At 73.7% G+C, this 21,222-nt stretch carries 18 protein-coding genes; 4 read left to right on the top strand and 14 right to left on the bottom strand.

Annotated elements, in window-relative coordinates:
• Positions 1-2: 2 nt before the first annotated feature.
• Positions 3-374 carry a VOC family protein gene (locus ACWDNY_RS10550; protein ID WP_451645343.1) on the bottom strand — a complete coding sequence of 124 codons (372 nt, stop codon included), beginning with the start codon at positions 372-374 and terminating at the stop codon, positions 3-5.
• 4 nt (positions 375-378) lie between these two features.
• Positions 379-1,200 (bottom strand): trans-aconitate 2-methyltransferase, encoded by an 822-nt coding sequence (locus tag ACWDNY_RS10545; protein WP_451645342.1) that lies wholly within the window; start codon positions 1,198-1,200, stop codon positions 379-381.
• Positions 1,201-1,351: 151 nt separating this feature from the next.
• On the opposite strand from ACWDNY_RS10545, the gene tamR reads away from it, so the two are divergent.
• Positions 1,352-1,849: a MarR family transcriptional regulator TamR gene (gene tamR / locus ACWDNY_RS10540; RefSeq protein ID WP_451645341.1), complete on the top strand. Its 498-nt coding sequence runs from the start codon at positions 1,352-1,354 to the stop codon at positions 1,847-1,849.
• A gap of 39 nt (positions 1,850-1,888) precedes the next feature.
• Here the strand turns inward: tamR and ACWDNY_RS10535 are convergent, their stop codons facing one another.
• On the bottom strand, positions 1,889-2,668 hold the full coding sequence (locus ACWDNY_RS10535; protein WP_451645340.1) for a LuxR C-terminal-related transcriptional regulator: 780 nt from the start codon (positions 2,666-2,668) through the stop codon (positions 1,889-1,891).
• 275 nt (positions 2,669-2,943) lie between these two features.
• Between ACWDNY_RS10535 and ACWDNY_RS10530 the strand changes: the two genes are divergently transcribed.
• Positions 2,944-3,387, top strand: coding sequence for a GNAT family N-acetyltransferase (locus tag ACWDNY_RS10530; protein ID WP_451645339.1), 444 nt, complete (start codon positions 2,944-2,946; stop codon positions 3,385-3,387).
• Here the strand turns inward: ACWDNY_RS10530 and galK are convergent.
• Genes galK through galT form a run of 3 tightly spaced genes read right to left on the bottom strand, consistent with a single transcriptional unit; the run spans position 3,371 to position 6,617 of the window.
• Positions 3,371-4,558, bottom strand: a complete 1,188-nt coding sequence (galK, locus tag ACWDNY_RS10525; RefSeq protein WP_451645338.1) for a galactokinase — start codon at positions 4,556-4,558, stop codon at positions 3,371-3,373. The two genes, ACWDNY_RS10530 and galK, sit on opposite strands and share 17 nt — an antisense overlap.
• Complete coding sequence (galE, locus tag ACWDNY_RS10520) at positions 4,558-5,535, bottom strand: UDP-glucose 4-epimerase GalE (protein ID WP_451645337.1); 978 nt, start codon at positions 5,533-5,535, stop codon at positions 4,558-4,560. Before galE ends, galK begins: the two co-directional genes overlap by 1 nt.
• A complete protein-coding gene (gene galT, locus ACWDNY_RS10515; protein WP_451645336.1) occupies positions 5,532-6,617 on the bottom strand; it encodes a galactose-1-phosphate uridylyltransferase in 1,086 nt (361 codons plus the stop codon). Before galT ends, galE begins: the two co-directional genes overlap by 4 nt.
• 178 nt (positions 6,618-6,795) lie before the next feature.
• Between galT and ACWDNY_RS10510 the strand changes: the two genes are divergently transcribed.
• Positions 6,796-8,475, top strand: coding sequence for a sodium:solute symporter family protein (locus ACWDNY_RS10510; RefSeq protein WP_451645335.1), 1,680 nt, complete (start codon positions 6,796-6,798; stop codon positions 8,473-8,475).
• A gap of 20 nt (positions 8,476-8,495) precedes the next feature.
• Positions 8,496-8,798, top strand: a complete 303-nt coding sequence (locus ACWDNY_RS10505) for a hypothetical protein (protein WP_451645334.1) — start codon at positions 8,496-8,498, stop codon at positions 8,796-8,798.
• A gap of 135 nt (positions 8,799-8,933) precedes the next feature.
• Here ACWDNY_RS10505 and ACWDNY_RS10500 read toward each other — a convergent pair whose 3' ends face one another.
• From ACWDNY_RS10500 to ACWDNY_RS10465, 8 genes are all read right to left on the bottom strand, one after another.
• On the bottom strand, positions 8,934-9,659 hold the full coding sequence (locus ACWDNY_RS10500) for a response regulator transcription factor (RefSeq protein WP_451645352.1): 726 nt from the start codon (positions 9,657-9,659) through the stop codon (positions 8,934-8,936).
• A gap of 264 nt (positions 9,660-9,923) precedes the next feature.
• Positions 9,924-11,612 carry an outer membrane protein assembly factor BamB family protein gene (locus tag ACWDNY_RS10495; RefSeq protein WP_451645333.1) on the bottom strand — a complete coding sequence of 563 codons (1,689 nt, stop codon included), beginning with the start codon at positions 11,610-11,612 and terminating at the stop codon, positions 9,924-9,926.
• A gap of 418 nt (positions 11,613-12,030) precedes the next feature.
• Entirely contained in the window at positions 12,031-13,953 is a 1,923-nt protein-coding gene (locus ACWDNY_RS10490; RefSeq protein WP_451645332.1) for an outer membrane protein assembly factor BamB family protein, read from the bottom strand.
• A 373-nt stretch (positions 13,954-14,326) separates the two neighbouring features.
• Positions 14,327-16,147, bottom strand: a complete 1,821-nt coding sequence (locus ACWDNY_RS10485) for an ABC-F family ATP-binding cassette domain-containing protein (protein ID WP_451645331.1) — start codon at positions 16,145-16,147, stop codon at positions 14,327-14,329.
• Positions 16,148-16,352: 205 nt separating this feature from the next.
• On the bottom strand, positions 16,353-17,261 hold the full coding sequence (locus ACWDNY_RS10480) for a 4-(cytidine 5'-diphospho)-2-C-methyl-D-erythritol kinase (RefSeq protein ID WP_451645330.1): 909 nt from the start codon (positions 17,259-17,261) through the stop codon (positions 16,353-16,355).
• Positions 17,258-18,166: a 16S rRNA (adenine(1518)-N(6)/adenine(1519)-N(6))-dimethyltransferase RsmA gene (gene rsmA, locus ACWDNY_RS10475; RefSeq protein WP_451645329.1), complete on the bottom strand. Its 909-nt coding sequence runs from the start codon at positions 18,164-18,166 to the stop codon at positions 17,258-17,260. The genes ACWDNY_RS10480 and rsmA overlap by 4 nt, the downstream gene beginning before the upstream one ends.
• 528 nt (positions 18,167-18,694) lie before the next feature.
• Positions 18,695-20,131, bottom strand: a complete 1,437-nt coding sequence (locus ACWDNY_RS10470) for a ubiquitin-like domain-containing protein (protein ID WP_451645328.1) — start codon at positions 20,129-20,131, stop codon at positions 18,695-18,697.
• A gap of 145 nt (positions 20,132-20,276) precedes the next feature.
• On the bottom strand, positions 20,277-21,203 hold the full coding sequence (locus ACWDNY_RS10465; protein WP_451645327.1) for a TatD family hydrolase: 927 nt from the start codon (positions 21,201-21,203) through the stop codon (positions 20,277-20,279).
• Positions 21,204-21,222 lie beyond the last annotated feature (19 nt).

Genomic DNA, 21,222 nt, shown 5'->3' with positions numbered 1-21,222 from the left:
GGTCACTGCGCGGGGGCGACGGGCTCCAGGAACTCCAGGCGGTTGCCGACCGGGTCCTCGGAGTAGAAGCGGCGGTGGCCGGGCAGGGCGTCGTCCCAGGTGACCGGCGCGCCGCGGGACGCCAGCCGGGAGGCGTACTCCTCGATCCCCGTCACCCTGAGTCCCGGATGTGCCTTGCGGGCGGGCCGGAAGTCCTCCTCGACGCCCAGGTGGAGTTGCACGGCCCCGGCCTGGAACCAGCACCCTCCCCGCGCCGCCAGGACCGGCGGCTTGGGGATCTCCGTCATGCCGAGGACGCCGGCGTAGTACGCCCGCAGCCGGTCCTCCGCGCCGGGCGGCGCGGCGAGCTGCACGTGGTCGACCGCGGTGAGCATCTGTTCAGGCCTCCTTCGTGGCCACCGCGAAGACGCGGCGGAAGGGGAACGGGGTGCCGTGCGGGCCGGCCGGGTAGGCCTCGCGCAGGGCGTCGCGGTACTCGGCCACGAACTCCTCCCGCGCCCCGGGGTCGTCGGCGAGCGCCGTGAGGACCGGGCGCAGGCCCGTGCCCTTGACCCAGTCGAGGACCGGGTCCTCCCCCTGGAGCAGGTGGAGGTACGTCGTCTCCCACACGTCCGCCGCGCAGCCGAGGCCGGTCAGCCGCTCCAGATAGTCCTGCGGCGTGAGGACGGCGTCGTCGTGGCGCAGGACCGCGGCGAGGCGGCCGCGCCAGCGGGCGGAGTGGGCGAGGTCGCGCATCAGGCGGTGGCTGGGTGCGGAGAAGTTGCCGGGGACCTGGAAGGCGAAGGTGCCACCGGGCCTCAGGGCCGCGATCCAGTCGGCGAACCGGCCGGCGTGCCCCGGCACCCACTGCAGGGTGGCGTTGGAGACGATGAGGTCGTACGGCTCCGGCGGCGTCCAGGTGCGCAGGTCGGCGCCGGCGAAGTCGAGGCGGCCGCCGCCGCGGGTGGGGCCCTCGTGGTCGACGTGGGCCCGGTCGAGCATCTCGGGCGAGTTGTCGTACCCGGTGACGTGCGCGGCGGGCCAGCGGTCGGTGAGCAGGACGGTGACGTTGCCCGGGCCGCAGCCGAGGTCGGCGACGCGGGGCCGGCCGCCGGGCGGATCGGGGACGCGGGCGAGGAGGTCGGTGAAGGGGCGGGCGCGGTGCCCGGCGTGGCGCAGGTACTGGGCGGGGTCCCAGACGGGGGTGAGGGGGGACGGCATGGCGGCCTCCTGGATGTTCTCGGCGGTCGGTGACCACGGTCCTCGGGATCGTGCGGGCCCGCGGTCACCACTTTCCCGCGCAAAGTATCTTGACGTCAAGACAATCGACGTCAAGAGACTTCACGTCGACACAACCACTACACTGATCGTCATGGAGGACGAGGTCGATCGGCTGGTCGCAGCATGGCGCCGCGAGCGCCCGGACCTCGACGTGGAACCGCTCGAGGTGCTCAGCCGGGTGAGCAGGCTGGCCCGGCACCTGGACCGCGCGCGCCGGCTCGCCTTCTCCGAGCACAGCCTGGAGCCCTGGGAGTTCGACGTGCTGACGGCGCTGCGGCGCGCCGGGTCCCCGTACCAGCTGTCGCCGGGGCAGCTGCTGACCCAGACCCTGGTCACCTCGGGCACGATGACCAACCGCATCGACCGGCTGGCGAAGAAGGGCCTGGTCGAGCGCCTGCCCGACCCCAGCGACCGGCGCGGTGTGCTGGTCCGGCTGACGGAGGAGGGCCGGGACCGCGCGGACCAGTCGCTCGCGGGACTGCTCGACCAGGAGCGGGCGATCCTGGGCGAGCTGTCGCACGCCCAGCGCAGCGAGCTGGCCGCCCTGCTGCGTCAGCTGACCGCCCCGTTCGACAACATCCCGGGCTAGACCAGGGACTCTCCTCCGGATCCGGCCGAGCGCCCCGGTTCAGGCGCTGCTGCTCTCCCTCACCTTCACCCCGATCGGCGTGGCGGGTGCCGTCTCCGCCGGCCCGACCCCGGCGCGCCGGGCGAGCGCGACGGCGGCGAGCGTGGAGTGCACGCCCAGCTTGCCGAGGACGTTCTGCATGTGGGTGCGCACGGTGTGCGGGGAAAGGTAGAGCCGTTCGGCGACGGCCTTGCGGCCGAGTCCGGCGACCATGCAGCGCAGCACCTCCCGCTCGCGGGGGGTCAGGGACTCCACCAGCCGCTCGCTCTCGCTGCGGTGCCTGCGCGCGGCGGTCAGTTCGCGCAGCACCCCCGTCAGCAGGGCCGGCGGCAGATGCGTCTCGTCACGCAGCACGCCCCGGATGACGGTCAGCAGCCGCGACAGCGAGCAGTCCTTGGCCACCCAGCCGCAGGCCCCGGCCTGCAGGGCCAGCGCCGCCCGGTGGGGGTCGTCCCGCTCGGCGAGCACCACGGTCCGCACGCCGGGCTGGGCGCCCCGGACCCCGGCGACGAGGGAGATCCCGTCGACCAGGCCGTCCGCGTCGCCGTCGCGCACCGGCACGGCGGTGCGCGAGCCGGGCACGGTGCCGCCCAGGTCGGCGTCGACGAGTGCCACGTCGTACCGGCGGCCCTCGGCGGCCGCCCGCTCCAGGCAGCGCAGCGCCGCCGGACCGGAGCCGGCCGCGGCCACCTCGACGTCGGGCTCGGCGGCCAGGGCGGCGGCGAGGGACTCGGCGAAGATGCGGTGGTCGTCGACCACCAGCACTCGGATGCGAACCACTGAAAACCCCCCTTTCCCCACGCCCTGTGAAGGGCAGGGGACGCGCCATCGTCCGTCCGGAGAACGCCGACCGGCGCGGGTACGGCGCCCCGTGGTCACGACCGCACGGCCGCCGCCATGCGGAAGAGCTACCCCCACTCAGGGCGTCGTACCCGGCTGTCTCGCCCCCTGATCGGCACCGGCCCCCACCGGTGCTGTTTTCAGACTACGGACGGGGGGCAGGAGCGGAAGGCAATTCGCAGAACTGACCACCGGGCGCGTTTAGGGTGTGCCGCATGTTCCGAATCGAGGCAGAAGTAGACAAAGAGCGGCACGCTCTGCTCCGCTCCCGTCTCCGCGACACCAACGCGGCGGCCTCGCCGGTCCTCGCCGCCCTGCGCGGCACTCCCGCCGATCGCGAGCTGCCGCTGCACGTCTGGGCGGTGGACGACGCAGGGCACCTGGCCGGCGGTCTGGTCGGCCACACGTGGACGACCTGGCTGCATGTCGCGTACCTGTGGGTCGACGCCCGTCACCGGGGCCGGGGCCTGGGCTCCCGGCTGCTGGCGCGGGCGGAGCGGACGGCGCGCCGCGAGCGCCGCTGCCGGGCCGCACGCCTGGAGACCTGGGACTTCCAGGCGCCGGAGTTCTACCGCCGGCACGGCTACAAGGTGGTGTGCGCGATCCCCGACTATCCGCCGGGGATCACCGAGTACACGTTGATCAAGCCGCTGGGCTGAGCCGGCGCGCCCCCGCCGAGGGCACCGCCTCGAACACCCGCGGAGCCCGGAAGCCGGCCGCGGCGAAGGCCTCCTCGACCGCCTTGGTGATCGCGGGCACGTCGCCCTCCTCGGCCAGCACGATCGCCGAGCCGCCGAAACCGCCGCCGGTCATGCGGGCGCCCAGCGCGCCGGCGGCGTTCGCGGAGTCGACGACCAGGTCGAGCTCCGGGCAGGAGACGCGGAAGTCGTCCCGCAGGGACAGGTGCCCCTCGGTCAGCACCGGTCCGATCGCCCGGGCGTCGCCCTTCCGCAGCAGCGACACCACGCGCTCGACCCGCTCGTCCTCGGTGACGACGTGGCGCACCAGGCGGCGCACCTCCTCGTCGTCGCCGATCCGCTCCAGCGCCGCGTCCAGCTCGCCGTGGGGGATGTCCCGCAGGGCGTCCACGCCGAGCAGCGCGGCGCCCTTCTCGCAGCCGGCGCGGCGCCTGCCGTACTCGCCGCCGCTGTGGGCGTGTTCGACGCGGGTGTCGACGACCAGCAGGCGCATGCCCTCGGCCGCGAGGTCGAAGGGGATCTGATGCTGGGACAGGTCGCGGGTGTCGAGGAACAGGGCATGGCCGGCCTCACAGCACGCCGACGCCGTCTGGTCCATGATGCCGGTGGGGGCACCGACGTAGACGTTCTCGGCGCGCTGGCACAGACGGGCCAGCTGCCAGCCCTTGAGCCCGAGGGCGAACAGGTCGTTCAGGGCGAGGGCGACGACGACCTCCAGCGCGGCGGACGACGACAGGCCGGCGCCGGCCGGCACGGTCGAGGTCAGGTGGACGTCCGCGCCGGTGACCGCGTGGCCGGCCTCGCGCAGCGCCCACACCACACCGGCCGGGTAGGCCGTCCAGCCCTTGGCGGACTCGGGGGCCAGCTCGTCGACGCGCAGCTCGACGGCCGCCCCCGGGCCGCCGTCGCCCTCGCCGCTCTCTACGGACGCCGAGTGCAGGCGCAGCACGCCGTCGGTGCGCCGGGAGACCGCGGCGACCGTGACGTGCGGCAGGGCGAACGGCATGACGAAGCCGTCGTTGTAGTCGGTGTGCTCGCCGATCAGGTTGACCCGGCCCGGCGCCGCCCAGACGCCCTCGGGCTCGGCCCCGTACAGCTCGACGAAGCCGTCCCGCACCTGCTGTGCCCCCACTACCGCTCCCCTGCCGTGTCTGCGACCTGCTGCGCGAACTCCCATGCGTCCGCGACGATACCCGCGAGGTCCGTGCGGGACGGGGTCCAGCCGAGCTTCTCGCGCGCCGTTTCGGCGGAGGCAACCAGGACGGCCGGGTCGCCACCGCGGCGCGGGGCCACGACCTCGGGGACGGGGTGGCCGGTGACCCGGCGGACGGTCTCGACGACCTCGCGGACCGAGAAGCCGCTGCCGTTGCCGAGGTTGCAGATCAGGTGCTCGCCCGGACCGGCGGCCCTCAGGGCCAGCAGATGGGCCTCGGCGAGGTCGGCGACGTGGATGTAGTCGCGGACGCAGGTGCCGTCGGGGGTCGGGTAGTCGTCGCCGAAGACGGAGATCGCCTCCCGGCGGCCCTGCGCGACCTGGAGCACGAGGGGGATGAGGTGCGACTCCGGGTCGTGGCGCTCCCCGTGGGAGCCGTAGGCGCCGGCCACGTTGAAGTAGCGCAGCGAGACCGCGGCCAGGCCGTGCGCGGCGGCCTCCCCGGCGATCATGTGGTCGACGGCGAGCTTGGAGGCGCCGTAGGGGTTGGTCGGCTTCGTCGGCGCGGTCTCGACGATCGGGACCTGCTCGGGCTCTCCGTACGTGGCCGCCGTGGACGAGAACACCAGCCTGCGCACGCCGGCCTCGCGCATGGCGGTCAGCAGCGCCATGGTGCCGCCGACGTTGTTGTCCCAGTACTTCTCCGGCTTCACCACGGATTCGCCGACCTGTGAGGACGCGGCGAAGTGCAGCACGGCGTCGTAGGAGGGGTCCAGCCACTTGGCGGCGCGCCGGATGTCGTCCTCGACGAAGGCGGCGCCCGCGGGGACGCCCTCGCGGAAGCCGGTGGAGAGGTTGTCCAGGACGGTCACCTCGTGGCCGGCCTCCAGCAGGTGCTGGGCGACGACGCTGCCGACGTAGCCCGCGCCACCCGTCACCAGGTACTTCCCGCTCATGAACTCGCTACCTCTCGCAGTCGCTCGGCCGCGCGCTCCGGCGGCACGTCATTGATGAACACGTTCATGCCGGACTCGGAACCCGCGAGGAACTTGAGCTTGCCGGCGGTACGTCGGATGGTGAAAAGCTCCAGGTGGAGCGCGAAGTCGTCCCGGCCGACGCCGTCGAACTCCTCCAGCGCGCCGAACGGGGCCTGGTGCCAGGCCGCTATGTACGGCGTCGGCAGCCGGTCCGCGGATCCCTGCCCGCCGTCCGGCGCGTCGAAGATCCGGTCGAAGCGCCTCAGCAGTTCCAGGTACACCCGGGGGAACTCCGCGCGCGCCGCCTCGTCGAGCGCCAGCAGGTCCGGCACGCGGCGGCGCGGGTACAGGTGGACCTCGTACGGCCAGTGCGCGGCGTACGGGACGAAGGCGACCCAGTGGTCGGTGCGCAGGACGACCCGCTCGCCGGCGAGCTCACGCTCCAGGACGGCGTCGAAGAGGTTCTCCCCGCCGGTGGCCCGCTTGTGGGACGCCAGCGACCGCAGCATGAGCGCGGTGCGCGGGGTGGTGAAGGGGTAGGCGTAGATCTGACCGTGGGGGTGACCCAGGGTCACGCCGATCTCGGCTCCGCGGTTCTCGAAGCAGAAGACCTGCTCCACGGAGGGCAGATGCGACAGCTCCGACGTCCGGTCCGTCCACGCGTCGAGGACGAGCCGCGCCTGCTCCTCGGTCAGGCCGGCGAAGGAGGCGTCGTGGTCGGAGGTGAAGCACACGACCTCGCACCGGCCGGAGTCGCCGGCCAGCGACGGGAAGCGGTTCTCGAACACCACCACGTCGTAGGAGGAGTCGGGGATCTCGCTCAGCCGCTCGCCGCGCGACGGGCACAGCGGGCACTCGTCGGCCGGCGGGTGGTAGGTGCGGCCCTGGCGGTGCGAGGCCACGGCGACCGCGTCGCCGAGCAGCACGTCCTGGCGGATCTCGGACGTGGTCACCGTCCGCTCCAGCGGACGCCGGTCGACCGCGTCGCGCACGATGTCGTCCCGCAGGTCGTAGTAGATGAGCTCACGACCGTCGGCCAGCCGGGTCGAGGTCTTCTTCACTTCGGACTCCCTATGCCCGGACCCAATCACTCAACACAATCAAACATAACATGTCACAACCGATCACAAGCGGCGCCACATCACGATCCAACAAAGACCCTCAACACAAGTGTTCAAATACTGAACGCGGAGGCGTAGGTTCCACGCTGGACCAGTTCGCGCAACGAAGCGAGTTCCTATGCAAACCCCCACGTACCTGGCAGCAGAGCTACGACTCCCCACCAACTGGCTCGATTACACGATCCTCGGGATCTACTTCGTCGTGGTGCTCGGCGTCGGCTTCGCCGCCCGCCGCTCGGTGAGAACGAGCCTCGACTTCTTCCTCGCCGGACGGTCCCTGCCCGCCTGGATCACCGGTCTGGCGTTCATCTCCGCCAACCTCGCCGCCACCGAGATCCTGGGGATGGCCGCCAACAGTGCCCAGTACGGCGTCTACACCGTGCACTGGTACTGGATCGGCGCCATCCCCGCCATGGTCTTCCTCGGCCTGGTCATGATGCCCTTCTACTACGGCTCCAAGGTGCGCTCGGTCCCCGAGTTCCTGCTGCTGCGCTTCGACAGGGGCGCGCACCTGCTCAGTTCGATCCTGTTCGCGTTCGCCGCCATCCTCATCGCGGGCGTGAACCTGTACGCCCTGGCGATCGTCGTCGAGGCCCTGCTCGGCTGGCCGCAGTGGGTGGCCATCGTGGTCGCCGGTTTCTTCGTCCTCGCCTACATCACCCTCGGCGGCCTGTCGTCCGCGATCTACAACGAGGTGCTGCAGTTCTTCGTCATCCTCGCCGCCCTGATCCCGATCGTGGTGCTCAGCCTGAAGCGGGTCGGCGGCTGGGACGGTCTGACCGCCACCCTCACCAGGCAGCACGGCGAGAACTTCGTGAGCGCCTGGGGCGGCACGGGCATCGGCAGCGCCAACCCGCTGGGCGCCAACTGGCTGACGATCGTCCTCGGCCTCGGCTTCGTGCTCTCCTTCGGCTACTGGACCACCAACTTCGCCGAGGTCCAGCGCGCGCTGTCCGCGAAGAACCTCTCCGCCGCCCAGCGCACCCCCTTGATCGCCGCGTACCCGAAGATCTTCATCGTCTTCCTGGTGATGATCCCCGGTCTGGTCGCCGCCGCCCTCGTGCCCAGGATCGGCACCGCCGGCTCCGGCCTGCAGTACAATGACGCCATCCCGTACCTGATGCAGGAGCTGCTGCCCAACGGCGTGCTCGGCATCGCGGTGACCGGCCTCCTCGCCGCCTTCATGGCCGGCATGGCGGCCAACGTGTCGTCCTTCAACACGGTGTTCACCAACGACATCTGGGCCAAGTACGTCGTCAAGGACCGCGAGGACGGCTACTACGTGCGGTTCGGGCGGCTCATCACCGCCGTCGGCGTGCTCGCCTCGGTCGGTACGGCCTTCCTCGCCTCGTCGTTCTCGAACATCATGGCCTACCTGCAGACGCTGTTCTCCTTCTTCAACGTGCCGATGTTCGTGGTGTTCATCGTCGGCATGTTCTGGAAGCGCGCGTCCACGAAGTCCGGCTTCTGGGGCCTGCTCGCCGGCACCGTGACCGCGATGGTGAACTACTTCGTCATCTACAAGCAGGGCATCATCCACATCCCCACCGACCAGGGCGCCAACTTCGTCTCCGCGATCGCCGGCTTCGTCGCGGGCGCGGTGGTCATGGTGGCCGTGTCGCTGTTCACCCGGCCCAAGCCCGCCGAGGAGCTGCGGGGCCTGGTCTACGGCACCACCTCCCCCGGCGTGGCCGAGCCCGCCGCCCCCGGCGACGAGGTCTGGTACCGCAGGCCCGCGCTCCTGGGCTGGGGAGCGGTCGTCCTCGCCGCCCTCTGCTACATCCCGTTCTCGCTCTGACGCGGGAGGATTGAGAGACCATGACCGAGAACCACGGATTCTCCGAGAAGGACGTCCAGCGGGAGGTCTCCGAGCTGGAGACCAAGTCCGCGACCGCCGCGCGGATCTTCGACCTGCGGCGCATCATCGGCGGGCTGTTCGTCCTCTACGGGATCATCGTGACGATCACGGGCCTGACGGACTCGCAGGCCGCGATCGCCAAGGCGCAGGGCGTCAACATCAACCTGTGGACCGGGATCGGGATGCTGGCCCTGGGCGTGTTCTTCCTGGTGTGGCTGAAGCTGCGGCCGGCGGCACCGCGGGAGGACGAACCGGCGGAGTGACGCGACGGCGGCGGGCGCGGGCCCGCCGTGCACCCGGCGCGGGGGCCGGTGCCGGTGCCGGTGCCGGCCTCGGGTCCGGTGCCGGGTGGGGCGGCCGTCCGCCGTCACGGGGACGCCCGCGGCCGGCGGTCTCGTTCACCGGCCGCCGGCGGGCGGGGCCGGGGATGTCCGCTCCGGCCCGGTGTCCTTCCTCAGCAGCGGGCCCGCGCGGTCCAGCAGGCCCGTGCGGGCCGCGAGAGCCGCCGCCTCCAGCCGGGAGCCCACCTCCAGCTTCATCAGCACCCGCTGCACATGGGTGCGGGCCGTGCTCGGCGCTATGCCCATGCCCGCCGCGATGAGCCGGGTGTCCTCGCCCTCGGCCACCCGCACCAGGACCTCCACCTCCCGGGGAGTCAGCAGCTGCAGCAGGCGCCGGCCCTCGTCGTCGGGCTGCGCGGCCGGGTGGAGCAGCTCGTCGAAGGCGCCCTGGAGCAGCTGGGGCGCCACCGCCGCCTCACCCGCGCGGGCCTTCGTGATCGCCCGCTCGACGCCCTCGATGCGCTCGTCGTGGCGGACGTAGCCCGAGGCGCCCGCGGCGAAGGCCGCCGCGATCCCCCGCGGCGAGGGCACGGGCCCCAGCACCACGACCGCGACCTGCGGACGCTCCCGCTTGATCCGCAGCACCGGGTCGAACGTCCCCGCCCCGGCCGGTGCCGCCGTGCCCAGCAGGCACACCTCCGGCGCCCGTGTGATCACCAGCTCCGCCGCTCCCGCGACGGGCGCCGCCGCGGCCAGCACCCGGTGTCCGCGCAGCTTCAGCGCCGAGGCCAGCGCCTCGGCGAGCAGGCGGTGGTCGTCCACCACCATCAGCCGCACTCCCATGAGCAACCCCCAGCTCCCCCTGGATGCCCCCTGTGGATGCCCACCGGACCCCACGCACACCCCACCCCACGGGCGGTGACCCCCCGGCGCAGCCGCCCCGCATGCCCCCGGAAGCTACACGCTCATGGCACGCCGCGCTGCCCCTACCGGCGAGAAGCGCCCGGATCGCCGAAATTGACCACGCGGGGACGACGGGCGGGGTACGCGAACGGCCCCGCCCCGTGAAGCTTCCGTTCCAGTGGGGGCGGGGCCGTCTCCTCGGGCCTACCGGGTGCCGAAGCCGATGGCCGTGTACCGCTTCTCGTCCGCCGAGTAGGGCTTGCTCACCAGTTCCTTGCCCAGGAAGAGCCGCCCGCCGGTGTACAGCAGCTCCGCGGAGCTGGGGACCATGCTGCTGATCGCGTCCAGGACCGGCCTGGTGGCCGGCGTCTCCAGCAGCTCGGTCTGCTTCAGCGTCCTGCCGTTCACGGAGACCACCTGGGCGCCCTTGTCGTACGGGCCGTCCTTGAAGGCGATGAGGTCGCCCCCGTCCATCCGGATCGGGAAGATCGTGTAGCGGTCGCCCGCGTCGACGCGGTCACCGGTGGTCTTCCCCGTCGCCAGGGAGAAGGCGACGATCTCGTTGGTGTTGCTGAACTGCGCCGAGCCGTCGTGTTCCTTGGTCGGGACGTACAGCTTGCCGTTGCCGACCACGATCCCCTTGCAGCCGTCGACCCTGCTGATCTCGCAACGGTGGGCGTACTCGCCGTCCTTGAGCGCGATCTTGTACCGCAGCTTGCCGCCGTCGTCCAGCGAGAAGACGTCGGTGGCGCCGGACGCGGTGATGTCGCTCGAGTCGGCACCGAAGACGACCGGCTTGGTGGAGATGACCTTGGCGTTGTCGATGCCGGCCGGCAGCTTGTACGTCCACTTGACGCTGCCCGTCGCGGCGTCGAGCAGCTGGACCTCCAGCGTCTCGCTGCCGTAGGTGCCGCACTTGCGGACCGCGACGAGCTGCTCGCCGCCCGCGTAGCCGGCGTCCCGGCACCCGCCGACCTTGGGCTGCCACAGCACCTTGCCGGTCCTGACGTCGAAGCCGGCGCCGCCGTTGTATCCGCCGCCCACCGCGACCGTGCTGCCCGAGATGCTGACCTCGCCGAACACCACCTTCGTGCCGCTCAGCTCGACGTTCCCCGTCCACAGCTGCTTGCCGGTGTCCAGGCTGAACGCGGTGATCTCCGTGCAGGGCACGTGGTCGCCCTTGCTGTTCCGCTTCGCTCCCTCGGTGAGGACGACGGCGGTCCTGTCCGCGGTGATCTGGCGGGAGGCGGCGCAGGTCTGACCGGTCAGCGGCAGCGTCCACCTGGCCTTGCCGGTGTCGGGTTCGTAGCCCACGATCTGGTTGACGCCGGCCTTGGCGTACACGGTGTCGGTCAGCCAGGAGCCCTCGACGCTGTCGATCTGGGCGTCCTTGACCACCGGCGCGGGGATCTGGAAGAGCACCCGGGCGGCCGGGTCGTCCGGCACCTTCTCCGTGCCGTTGCCGGCGGAGTCGCCGCCGCTGCCCTCGCCGTCCTCACCGCCGGTGCCGCCGCTGGACCCGGCGGTGTCCTTCCTGCCGTCGTGGCCGGACGAGTTGGCGTACCAGACGCCGCCGCCGATGATCAGCGCGATCGCCACGACGGCCGCGACGATGATCGCCACCTGCGCGTTCAGGCCCCGCCTGCCGCCGGCACCCGCCGGCTGCGCCGCCTGCGCGTGCAGCGGCACCGTCGGCTGCCCCGGGTAGCCGTAACCGGGCTGCTGGGCGCCGTAGGGGCCGGGCTGCTGGGCGTAGGGGTTCGGCTGCCCGGTGGGGTAGCCGTAACCGGACCCCGGCGGCACCTGCGGGGCCTGGGGATAGCCGTAGCCGGGCGGCGGCGGGGGCGGGGGCGCCTGCGGGTGGCCGTAGCCGGGCGGCGGCGGGCCGGGCACCGGCGGGGCCGGAGGCGGAGGCGTCTGCGGGGCGCCCTGCGGCGGCTGCTGGGGTTGGCCCTGGTCCGGCGCGGACCCGGGGGACTTGGTGAGGCTCGGCGGACCGGCGGGGGGCGCACCCTGCGGGGGCTGTGCGGCCCCGGGGACCGGCCCGGATTGCGGGGGCTGGGGCTGCGCGGGCTGTGGCGGCTGGGGCTGCTGGGACCCGGGCGTCTGCGGCTGCCGGGATTCCGGCGCGGGTCCGGAACCCTGCGGCGGCTGGTCCTGCGGTGGGCCGAAACCGCCCTGCTGCGGCGGCTGGTTGGGGGGCGGGGGCGGCTGGGTCATCGGGGGTGCACCTCGGGAAACGGGGACGGGAAGAAGTCTGGTGATCGGGACGGCGCGGGAGGGCCGGCCGCCGCGGGGCGGCCGGCCCGCCTCACTTGCCGAAGGCGAGCATCAACTTCTCCTTCGCCTCGTCCCTGCCGCTCAGCCGGGTGGTGGAGAGGTAGAACCGGCCGTCGACCCAGTCGAAGTCCCGGGAGAAGAAGCCGTTCTCGATCTGCGCCGTGGCCTGCGGGTTCTGCAGCAGCGTCGTCGCCGTGTGACGCGTGCCGGCGGTCGGCACGGACACGACCCGGCCGCCGGAGGAGTACGACGGCTCGACGTACGCGACGAGCCTGCCGCCCTCCACCCCGACCGGCAGCATCGTGGTGTCCGCCGGGGACTTCACGCGCCACTTCTCCTTGCCGGTGGCCAGGCTGATCGCGACGATCTCGTTGGGACCGCTGGTCGCCTCCGTGGGCAGGTACAGGGTGTCGGCGTCGGACGCGACGCCCCGGCAGCCCTGCAGGTCGCGCTCGAGGACGGCCCAGCCGCACTCGGGCCGGAAGGAGGCCTTGGTGTCGACCTGGGAGAGGACGGAGCCGTCGGCCTTCAGGGTCGAGATGTTCCAGTGCTTCTTGTCCTCGTTGGTCATGTAGAGGATCACCGGGTCGACGGAGTAGGCGCGCGCGACCGACCAGCCCTTGGGGATCTTCTTGGTCCACTTGGCCGTGCCGGTCGTCGGATCGAGCTCCTGCACCTCGTCGTGCGCGTCCGCGCGGCCGGCGCCGCAGGAGGCGACCGCGATCAGCCGGGCGCCGCCCGCGAAGGCGGTGGGGAAGCAGGCCGCACCGTACTTCTGCTTGTCGAACAGCTTCTTGCCGGTGCCGATGTCGTACGCCGTGCCGGACTGCGAGCGGCCCACCATCAGCGTCCTGCCGCTGATCGACAGCTCGACGCTGAGCGTGCTGTCGAACAGCGCGCCCTCGGCGACCTCGCCGCTCCACCCCTTCGCACCGGTGTTCAGGTCGATCTGCTGGAGCTGGTTGCACTTGGCGCGGTCGCTGGCCCCGCTCATGTAGGCCACGACGACCTTGTCGTCGGCCGACTTCTGCGGGGTCACCGCGCAGATCTTCTGCGGAAAGGTGACGGGGTCCCAGGCCGGCTTGCCGTCACCCACGGCGTAGGCGAGGAGCTGCTTGTAGGCCGCCTTGACCGCGGTGCTGCCGGTGATCCACATGCCGGGGGCGTCGGCTCCGGAACCGGGCGTGTCCGGCGCCTCCTTGTACCAGAGCACCTTCGCCTCGCCGGGCTTGCGGCCGTCGTTGAGGTTCTCCGGGTCCTCGCGGCCGTCACCGCTGCCGTCGCCGGGGTTGGCCGGCGCGCCGGAGGCGGAGCGTCCGGGGCCGCCGCTCTTCTCCGCGACGGGCTTCTTCCCGCCGTCGTCGCCGCTGGTCACGGCCCACACGGTGCCGCCCACGACGAGCAGGGCAGCGACCGCGGCCCCGACGACGGCGGCCGGCCTGCCCCGGAACGGGTTGCGGGAACCGCCGGGCGGCGGGGTGCCGGGGGCTCCGGGGAACTGCGGCTGCGGATAGCCGTAGCCGGGCTGCTGTCCGTACGGACCGGGCTGCGGCTGCCCGTAGGGTCCCGGCTGCTGCGGCGGTCCGTACGGCCCCGGCTGCTGCGGCGGTCCGTAGGGGCCGGGCTGCCCGTAGGGGCCGGGCGCGGCGGGCGCGCCGTACGGGCCCGGCCCGGGCTGGGCGTAAGGGCCGGGGCCACCGGGGGGCTGCTGCGGGTAGCCGTAACCGGGCTGGGGCTGCGGCGGCTGGGCCGGGGGCGGGGGCGTGCCCTGACGCGGGGCCTGGGGAGCGCCGAAGCCGCCGCCCGGAGCGGACGGCGGGTGCGGAGCACCGGAGCCGCCGGGCTGCGGTGGCTGGTCGGGGTGTCCCCCGGTCGAACCCTGTGCGGAACCCGGGGAGTGATCCCGTGGCGCCCCGAAGCCGCCCCGCGGCGGCTGGTCCGGCGGCTGAGTCATCAGCGCGCTCCCCCTCATTCACTGATTCTTAGCCACGCCCTGAGGCTGTCGGTGGACCCAGAGCCGTCTTCGCATGGTTCTCAGACGGTCTTTCTATCACCCACCGCCGACGGTCCACCGGCCCAAAGCGGCCGCTGTTCCCAAGGGAGAACCGCCCTGTGATGCCCCTGTTACGCGCCTTCACCCCCCTTTTACGCGGCGCACGCGACGGGGGGCGCGCGCCGTGTGGTTCCGGACACCGGGGTGCGGGCCCGGCGCGCGCACCGGGCGGGCGCCGAGGCCCGGTTCGGGGACGGCGCCGGGAGCGGGGACGGCGGCGGCGCCGGGTCCCGGGCGGGCGCCCGGTGGCCGCGCGTGCCGTCGGGGCCTGCCCTCAGGCGTCCTCGGCGAGTTCGAGCCAGCGCATCTCGAGCTCCTCGCGCTCCCCCGCCAAGTCGCGCAGTTCGGCGTCGAGTCGGGCGACCTTCTCGAAGTCGGTGGCGTTCTCGGCGATCCGGGCGTGCAGCGTGGACTCCTTCTCCGACACCCGGTCCAACTGCCGCTCGATCTTCTGCAGTTCCTTCTTCGCGGTGCGCAGCTCGGCGGCGCTCCGCCCCGGCGCGGCCTTCTCGGCGGCGGACGCGGCGGCCGGGGCGGGAACGGTTGCCGCGGCCTGCTGCTCCATCCGCCGGCGGCGCTCCAGGTACTCGTCGATGCCGCGCGGCAGCATCCGCAGGGCGCCGTCGCCGAGGAGGGCGTAGACGGTGTCGGTGGTGCGCTCGACGAAGAACCGGTCGTGCGAGATGACGATCATCGAGCCGGGCCAGCCGTCGAGCACGTCCTCGAGCTGGGTGAGGGTCTCGATGTCGAGGTCGTTGGTGGGCTCGTCGAGGAAGAGGACGTTCGGCTCGTCCATCAGCAGCCGCAGCAGCTGCAGCCGGCGCCGCTCGCCGCCGGAGAGGTCACCGACCGGCGTCCACTGCTTGTCCTTGTTGAAGCCGAACGTCTCGCAGAGCTGCCCGGCGGTCATCTCGCGCCCCTTGCCGAGGTCGACGCGTTCACGCACCCGCTGCACGGCCTCCAGCACCCGCCAGTCCGGGTCGAGTTCGGCGACCTCCTGGGAGAGGTAGGCGAGCTTGACGGTCCGGCCGACGGCGACCCGCCCGCCCACGGGCTGCCGCTCGCCCTCCGACCGGGCGGCCTCGGCCATCGCCCGCAGGAGGGACGTCTTGCCGGCGCCGTTGACGCCGACCAGGCCGACGCGGTCGCCGGGTCCGAGCTGCCAGGTGAGGTGCCGCAGCAGCACCTTGGGGCCGGCCTGGACGGTCACGTCCTCCAGGTCGAAGACGGTCCTGCCGAGCCGGGAGGAGGCGAACTTCATCAGCTCGCTGCGGTCCCGCGGCGGCGGCACGTCCCTGATGAGCTCGTTGGCCGCCTCGACGCGGAAGCGGGGCTTGGAGGTGCGGGCGGGCGCGCCGCGCCGCAGCCAGGCCAGCTCCTTGCGGACGAGGTTCTGCCGCTTGACCTCCTCGCCGGCCGCGATGCGCTCGCGCTCGGCGCGGGCGAAGACGTAGTCGGAGTAGCCGCCCTCGTACTCGTGGACGGTGCCGCGCTGCACGTCCCACATGCGGGTGCAGACCTGGTCGAGGAACCACCGGTCGTGGGTGACGCACACCAGCGCCGACCGGCGGTTCTGCAGGTGCTGGGCGAGCCAGGCGATGCCCTCGACGTCGAGGTGGTTGGTGGGCTCGTCCAGGACGATCAGGTCCTGCTCCTCGATGAGCAGCTTGGCGAGCGCGATCCGGCGCCGCTCGCCGCCGGACAGCGGTCCGATGACCGTGTCGAGCCCCTTCGCGAAGCCGGGCAGGTCCAGCCCGCCGAACAGGCCGGTCAGCACGTCGCGGATCTTGGCATTGCCCGCCCACTCGTGGTCGGCGAGGTCGCCGATGACCTCGTGCCGGACGGTCGCTTCGGGATCCAGGGAGTCGTGCTGTGTCAGCACCCCGAGCCGCAGCCCGCCGGAGTGCGTGACGCGCCCGGTGTCGGCCTCCTCCAGCTTGGCCAGCATCCGGATCAGGGTGGTCTTGCCGTCGCCGTTGCGTCCGACCACCCCGATCCGGTCCCCTTCGGACACGCCGAGCGAGACACCGTCGAGCAGGGCACGCGTGCCGTACACCTTGCTGACGTTCTCGACATTGACCAGGTTGACGGCCATTTCACTCCTGCCCGGGGGATCGATCGACCCTCCAGGGTAGTCGGCGCGAGCGGTGCTCCGTCCGCAGGTTTCGACGCCGGCGCCGGAGCGCGGTCCACCGTGCGACGTTCCGCCGGGAACGGCCTTCCCCTCGCCGGGGCGGCACGGTCGGCCCGGGGCCGGGGCTCCGGGAGTCTTCGCCGCCCGGTGCGGTGCGCTGTGGTGCCTAGGGGCGGTCGGCCAGGACCGTCGCGCCCGGCACCGGGCCGGGCGCCGTGCGGGCCGCGCGGCAGGTGCCGGACGCGCGCAGGGCCGCGGCCACCCGGTCCGCGGCCTCGGCGTCGCGGACCAGGAACGCCGTGGTCGGGCCGGAGCCGGAGACGAGCGCGGCGAGGGCGCCGGCGGCGCGGCCCGCGGCGAGGGTATGGGCCAGTTCGGGGAAGAGGGACAGCGCGGCCGGCTGCAGGTCGTTGGAGACCACGGCGGCCAGCGCGTCGGGATCGCCCTTGGCCAGGGCGTCCAGCAGGTCCTGGGACGCGACCGGCTCGGGCATGTCCGTGCCCTCGCCGAGCCGGTCGAACTCCCGGAAGACCGCCGGGGTGGACAGCCCGCGGTGGGCCATCGCGAACACCCAGTGGAAGGTACCGCCCACCTCCAGCGGCGCCAGCCGCTCGCCCCGCCCGGTACCCAGGGCCGCCCCGCCGACCAGGCTGAACGGCAGGTCACTGCCCAGCTCGGCGCAGATGTCGAGCAGTTCCGCGCGGGGGGCGCGCGTGCCCCACAGCGCGTCGCAGGCGAGCAGCGCGGCCGCGCCGTCCGCGCTGCCGCCCGCCATACCTCCGGCGACCGGGATGTCCTTGGCGATGTGCAGGTGCACGTCGGCCGGGCGGCCGTACCGCTCGGCGAGCGCGAGGGCCGCGCGGGCGGCCAGGTTCGTGTGGTCCAGCGGGACCTGTCCGGCGTCCGGGCCCTCACAGGTGACCTGGAGGCCGCCGGCCGACGGGGTCGCCGTGACCTCGTCGTGGAGGCCGACCGCGAGGAAGACGTTCGCCAGGTCGTGGAAGCCGTCGGGGCGCGCGGCGCCGACCGCCAGCTGGACGTTGACCTTGGCCGGGACGCGCACGGTCACGCTCACTTGCCGGACTCCTCGTTCGTGGGGGCGGGGGCCGCGTCCCGCACCGGCGCGGACTCGGCGATGCGCGCGAACTCCTCCACGGTGAGCGACTCGCCCCGCGCCTGCGGCGAGACGCCGGCGGCGACGAGCGCCGCCTCGGCGGCCGCCGCGGAACCGGCCCAGCCCGCGAGCGCGGCCCGCAGGGTCTTGCGCCGCTGGGCGAACGCCGCGTCGACGACGGCGAACACCTCGCGCCTCGTCGCGGTCGTCCTCAGCGGCTCCGTGCGCCGGACCAGGGAGACCAGCCCGCTGTCGACGTTCGGCGCGGGCCAGAACACGTTGCGGCCGATGGCCCCGGCCCGCTTCACCTCGGCGTACCAGTTGGCCTTGACCGACGGCACGCCGTACACCTTCGAGCCGGGCGCGGCCGCGAGCCGGTCGGCGACCTCCGCCTGCACCATCACGAGGGTGCGCTCCAGGCTCGGGAAGGTGTCGAGCATGTGCAGCAGCACGGGGACGGCGACGTTGTACGGCAGGTTCGCGACCAGCGCGGTCGGGGCCGGCCCCGGCAGCTCGGTCACGTGCATGGCGTCGGAGTGGACGAGCGCGAACCGGTCGGCGCGCTCGGGCATGCGGGCCGCGACGGTGGCGGGCAGCGCCGCGGCGAGGACGTCGTCGATCTCCACGGCGGTGACGCGGTCGGCGACCTCCAGCAGCGCCAGGGTGAGCGAGCCGAGCCCCGGACCGACCTCGACGACCACGTCGTCGGGGCGTACCTGTGCGGTGCGGACGATGCGGCGGACCGTGTTCGCGTCGATGACGAAGTTCTGGCCGCGCTGCTTGGTGGGGCGCACGCCGAGGGCTGCCGCCAGCTCACGGACGTCGGCGGGACCCAGGAGGGCGTCGGGGACGGGGCTGCTGCTCACGGAGCAAGGGTACGGTGCCCCCGGCAGCCGCCCACGCGTCCGGGGGCACGCGGGGGCACCCGCCCGTCCGGCACGCCGGGCGGCGCGCACGCAGCCGGGGCGACCGGACGGTGCGACACGGTCCGGGGGCAGCCGGACGACGCCCAGCAGCCGGGGGACGGCGCTCGGGTGCCCACCGTGCGGCCGGGGGGCCGATGACGCTCACGCGGGCCGGGGCCGGGGCTGCCGCGCGGCCGGGGGCAGGCGAGCGGCGTCCGGCCGGGCGGCCAAGGGCGACGCTCTGGCGCGGCCGGGGCGCCCGGACGACGCAGCAGGGGGACGGCGGCCGGACGGCGCCACCGGGCCACCGGGCCACCGGGCCACCGGGCCACCGGGCCACCGGGCCACCGGGCCACCGGGCCAGCGGGCCACCGGGCCCAGGGGACCACCCGGCCAGGAGCCACCGGGCCGCCAGGCTCAAGGGGCTTGCTCGGACCGGGCGCGGGCCCGCGCGCCCGGTCCGTCGCGCACCGGCCCCGGAGACCGGGTCTATCCGTGAAGGCGGTCCCCGCAGTGGGGCCACGGGCTCGCGCCCCTGCGTACGTACAGCTTCTTCGCCCGGTAGGTCTGCTCCTCCGCCGAGGCGTCCTGGGGGCGGCCGGCCCCGCCGAGGCTGTGCCAGGTACGCGTGTCGAACTGGTACAGCCCCCCGTACGTGCCCGTGGAGTCGACCGCCCCGGGCCTGCCCCCGGACTCGCACGCCGCCAGCCCCCGCCAGTTCAGGTGGTCGGCGCCGCGCACCGACGGCGGACGCGGCCTGGTGCCGACCTTCACGATCTGCGCGCGCGGGGCGCGCACGACCGTCGAGTCCAGGCGCCGGGGCCGCTGGCGTACGCCGTTGACGGTGCGCAGGGAGTACGTGGCCCGGCGGACGCCCGGCTGCCCGGTCCGCTCCACCACCTCCGTGCCGCGGAACAGCGAGGGGTCCGCGGTGCGCCGGACGGTGAAGGGGATCGCCTCCTCCCGGACCTCCCTCCGGCTGGTGATGCGCAGCACGGTGACGGTCTGCCCGTCGCGCGGGAAGGCGTCCGGCGCGACCGAGGTGGCGTCCTGCCCGCGCAGGGTGACGCCCGCCTGGGCCACCGCCTCCCGCACGGTCGCCGCGTTGGTGCGGACGGTCCGGGCGCGGCCGTCCGCCATGACGGTCACGGTGCGTTCGGTTCGGACGTCGAGCGTGATCCCCGCACGTCCGATGCGTCCGAAGCGCGGGACGGACAGGTGGGCGCCCTCCACCCGCACCCCGAACTCCCGCAGCGCCGCGTCCACCGTGTGCGCGGTCGTCCACACCTCGTGCCGGTCCCCGTCGAGCGTGAGCCGCACCGGCCGCCCGTAGCGCACCGCGACCCGGGTGCCGCCGGCGAGCTCGGCGCCGGGGGCGGGCGCGACCTCGTCATGGGGGCCCACGCGCACGCCCTCCTCGGAGAGCAGCTCGGAGACGTCGTCGGCGAAGGTGTGCAGGGTGCGCGGGGTGCCGTCGACGTCCAGCTCGACCGCCTTGTCCTGGGCGACGAACGCGGTGGTGCCGCCCGCCAGGAACGCCACGACCAGCGCCCGCGGCAGCAGCCGCCGCACGCCCGCCTCCGTGCGCTCGGCGTACGTCGGCCTGCGCCGGCGTACGCCCCGCCGTCCCGTCCCGACGGCGCCCGCGCCGGACGTCCGCGGCCGCGGGCCCCCGGCCGGCCCGCGGCCGGTCTGCCGCGGGAGCACCGGCTCGGTCCGCTCGTAGGCGGGCCGGTAGGTGTCCTCGTGGACTCCGGGCGGTCCGTACGGGCCGGGTGCCGCCACCGTCTCGGCGTCGTGCAGGTCGTGCCGCGCACCGCCGCGGCCGGCGGGGGCACCGTGCGGCGGGGGGTGCGGCGGCCGCGGACCGGCCGGGCTGACGCCCGGGCCGCGGGACAGATACGTCTCGTCCTGCGAGTTGCTCACGCCGACACGCTCCAAGGGCGAGGGGGTCCGGATCGGAACCCCAGAACCTAGCGGAGTGCCCGTCACTCTCCAAAGCGGAGTGAACACCGAGAGTGACGCTCCAGGTGCCGGCCGCCGGCGGGGGCGCCGCCGTCCCGGCCGGCCGTCAGTAGCCGAAGGCGCGGGCCGTGTTCTCGCCGAGCGCCGTCGCCATCGCGTCCTCGTCGATGCCCCGGACGGCGGCCATGGCGCGCACCGTGACCGGAACGAGGTAGGGCGCGTTGGGCCGTCCGCGGTACGGCGCCGGGGTCAGGAACGGCGCGTCGGTCTCCACCAGGACCAGCTCCAGCGGGGCGACAGCGAGCGCGTCCCGCAGGTTCTGCGCGTTCTTGAAGGTGACGTTGCCGGCGAAGGACATGTAGTAGCCCGCGCGGGCGCACACCTCCGCCATCTCCGCGTCGCCGGAGTAGCAGTGGAACACCGTCCGCTCGGGGGCGCCCTCCTCCTTGAGGATGCGCAGCACGTCGGCGTGGGCGTCCCGGTCGTGGATGACCAGGGCCTTGCCGTGCCGCTTGGCGATCTCTATGTGGGCGCGGAAGGACCGCTCCTGCGCCGCCTTCCCCTCGGGCCCGGTGCGGAAGTAGTCGAGCCCCGTCTCACCGACGCCCCTGACCTGGGGCAGCGCGGCCAGCCGGTCGATCTCGGCGAGCGCCTCGTCCAGCGCCGCGTCCCCGCCGGGGCCACGCCCGCCCGGCCGCGGCCGTCCCGTCCGTCGCCCGCCGCCCTGGTCCGAGTCGCTTCCGGGCGCCTCCTGGACGGGGTCGCCGTGCACGATGCGCGGGGCCTCGTTCGGATGCAGGGCGACGGAGGCGTGGACGCTCGTGTGCGCGGCGGCCGTCTCCGCGGCCCACCGCGAGCCCGTCACGTCGCAGCCGACCTGGACGACCGTGGTCACCCCCACGGACGCGGCCTTGGCCAGGCCTTCCCCGACCGTGCCGGCCTGCATGTCGAGGTGGGTGTGGGAGTCGGCGACCGGGACCCGGAGCGGCTCCGGGAGCGGTGGCGCCGCGTTCTTGTCGGCGTTCGAAGGCATGCCCCGATCCTACGAAAGG

Source organism: Streptomyces sp. NPDC003697 (assembly GCF_053587115.1).
This window is presented reverse-complemented; position numbering and strand designations above follow the sequence as displayed.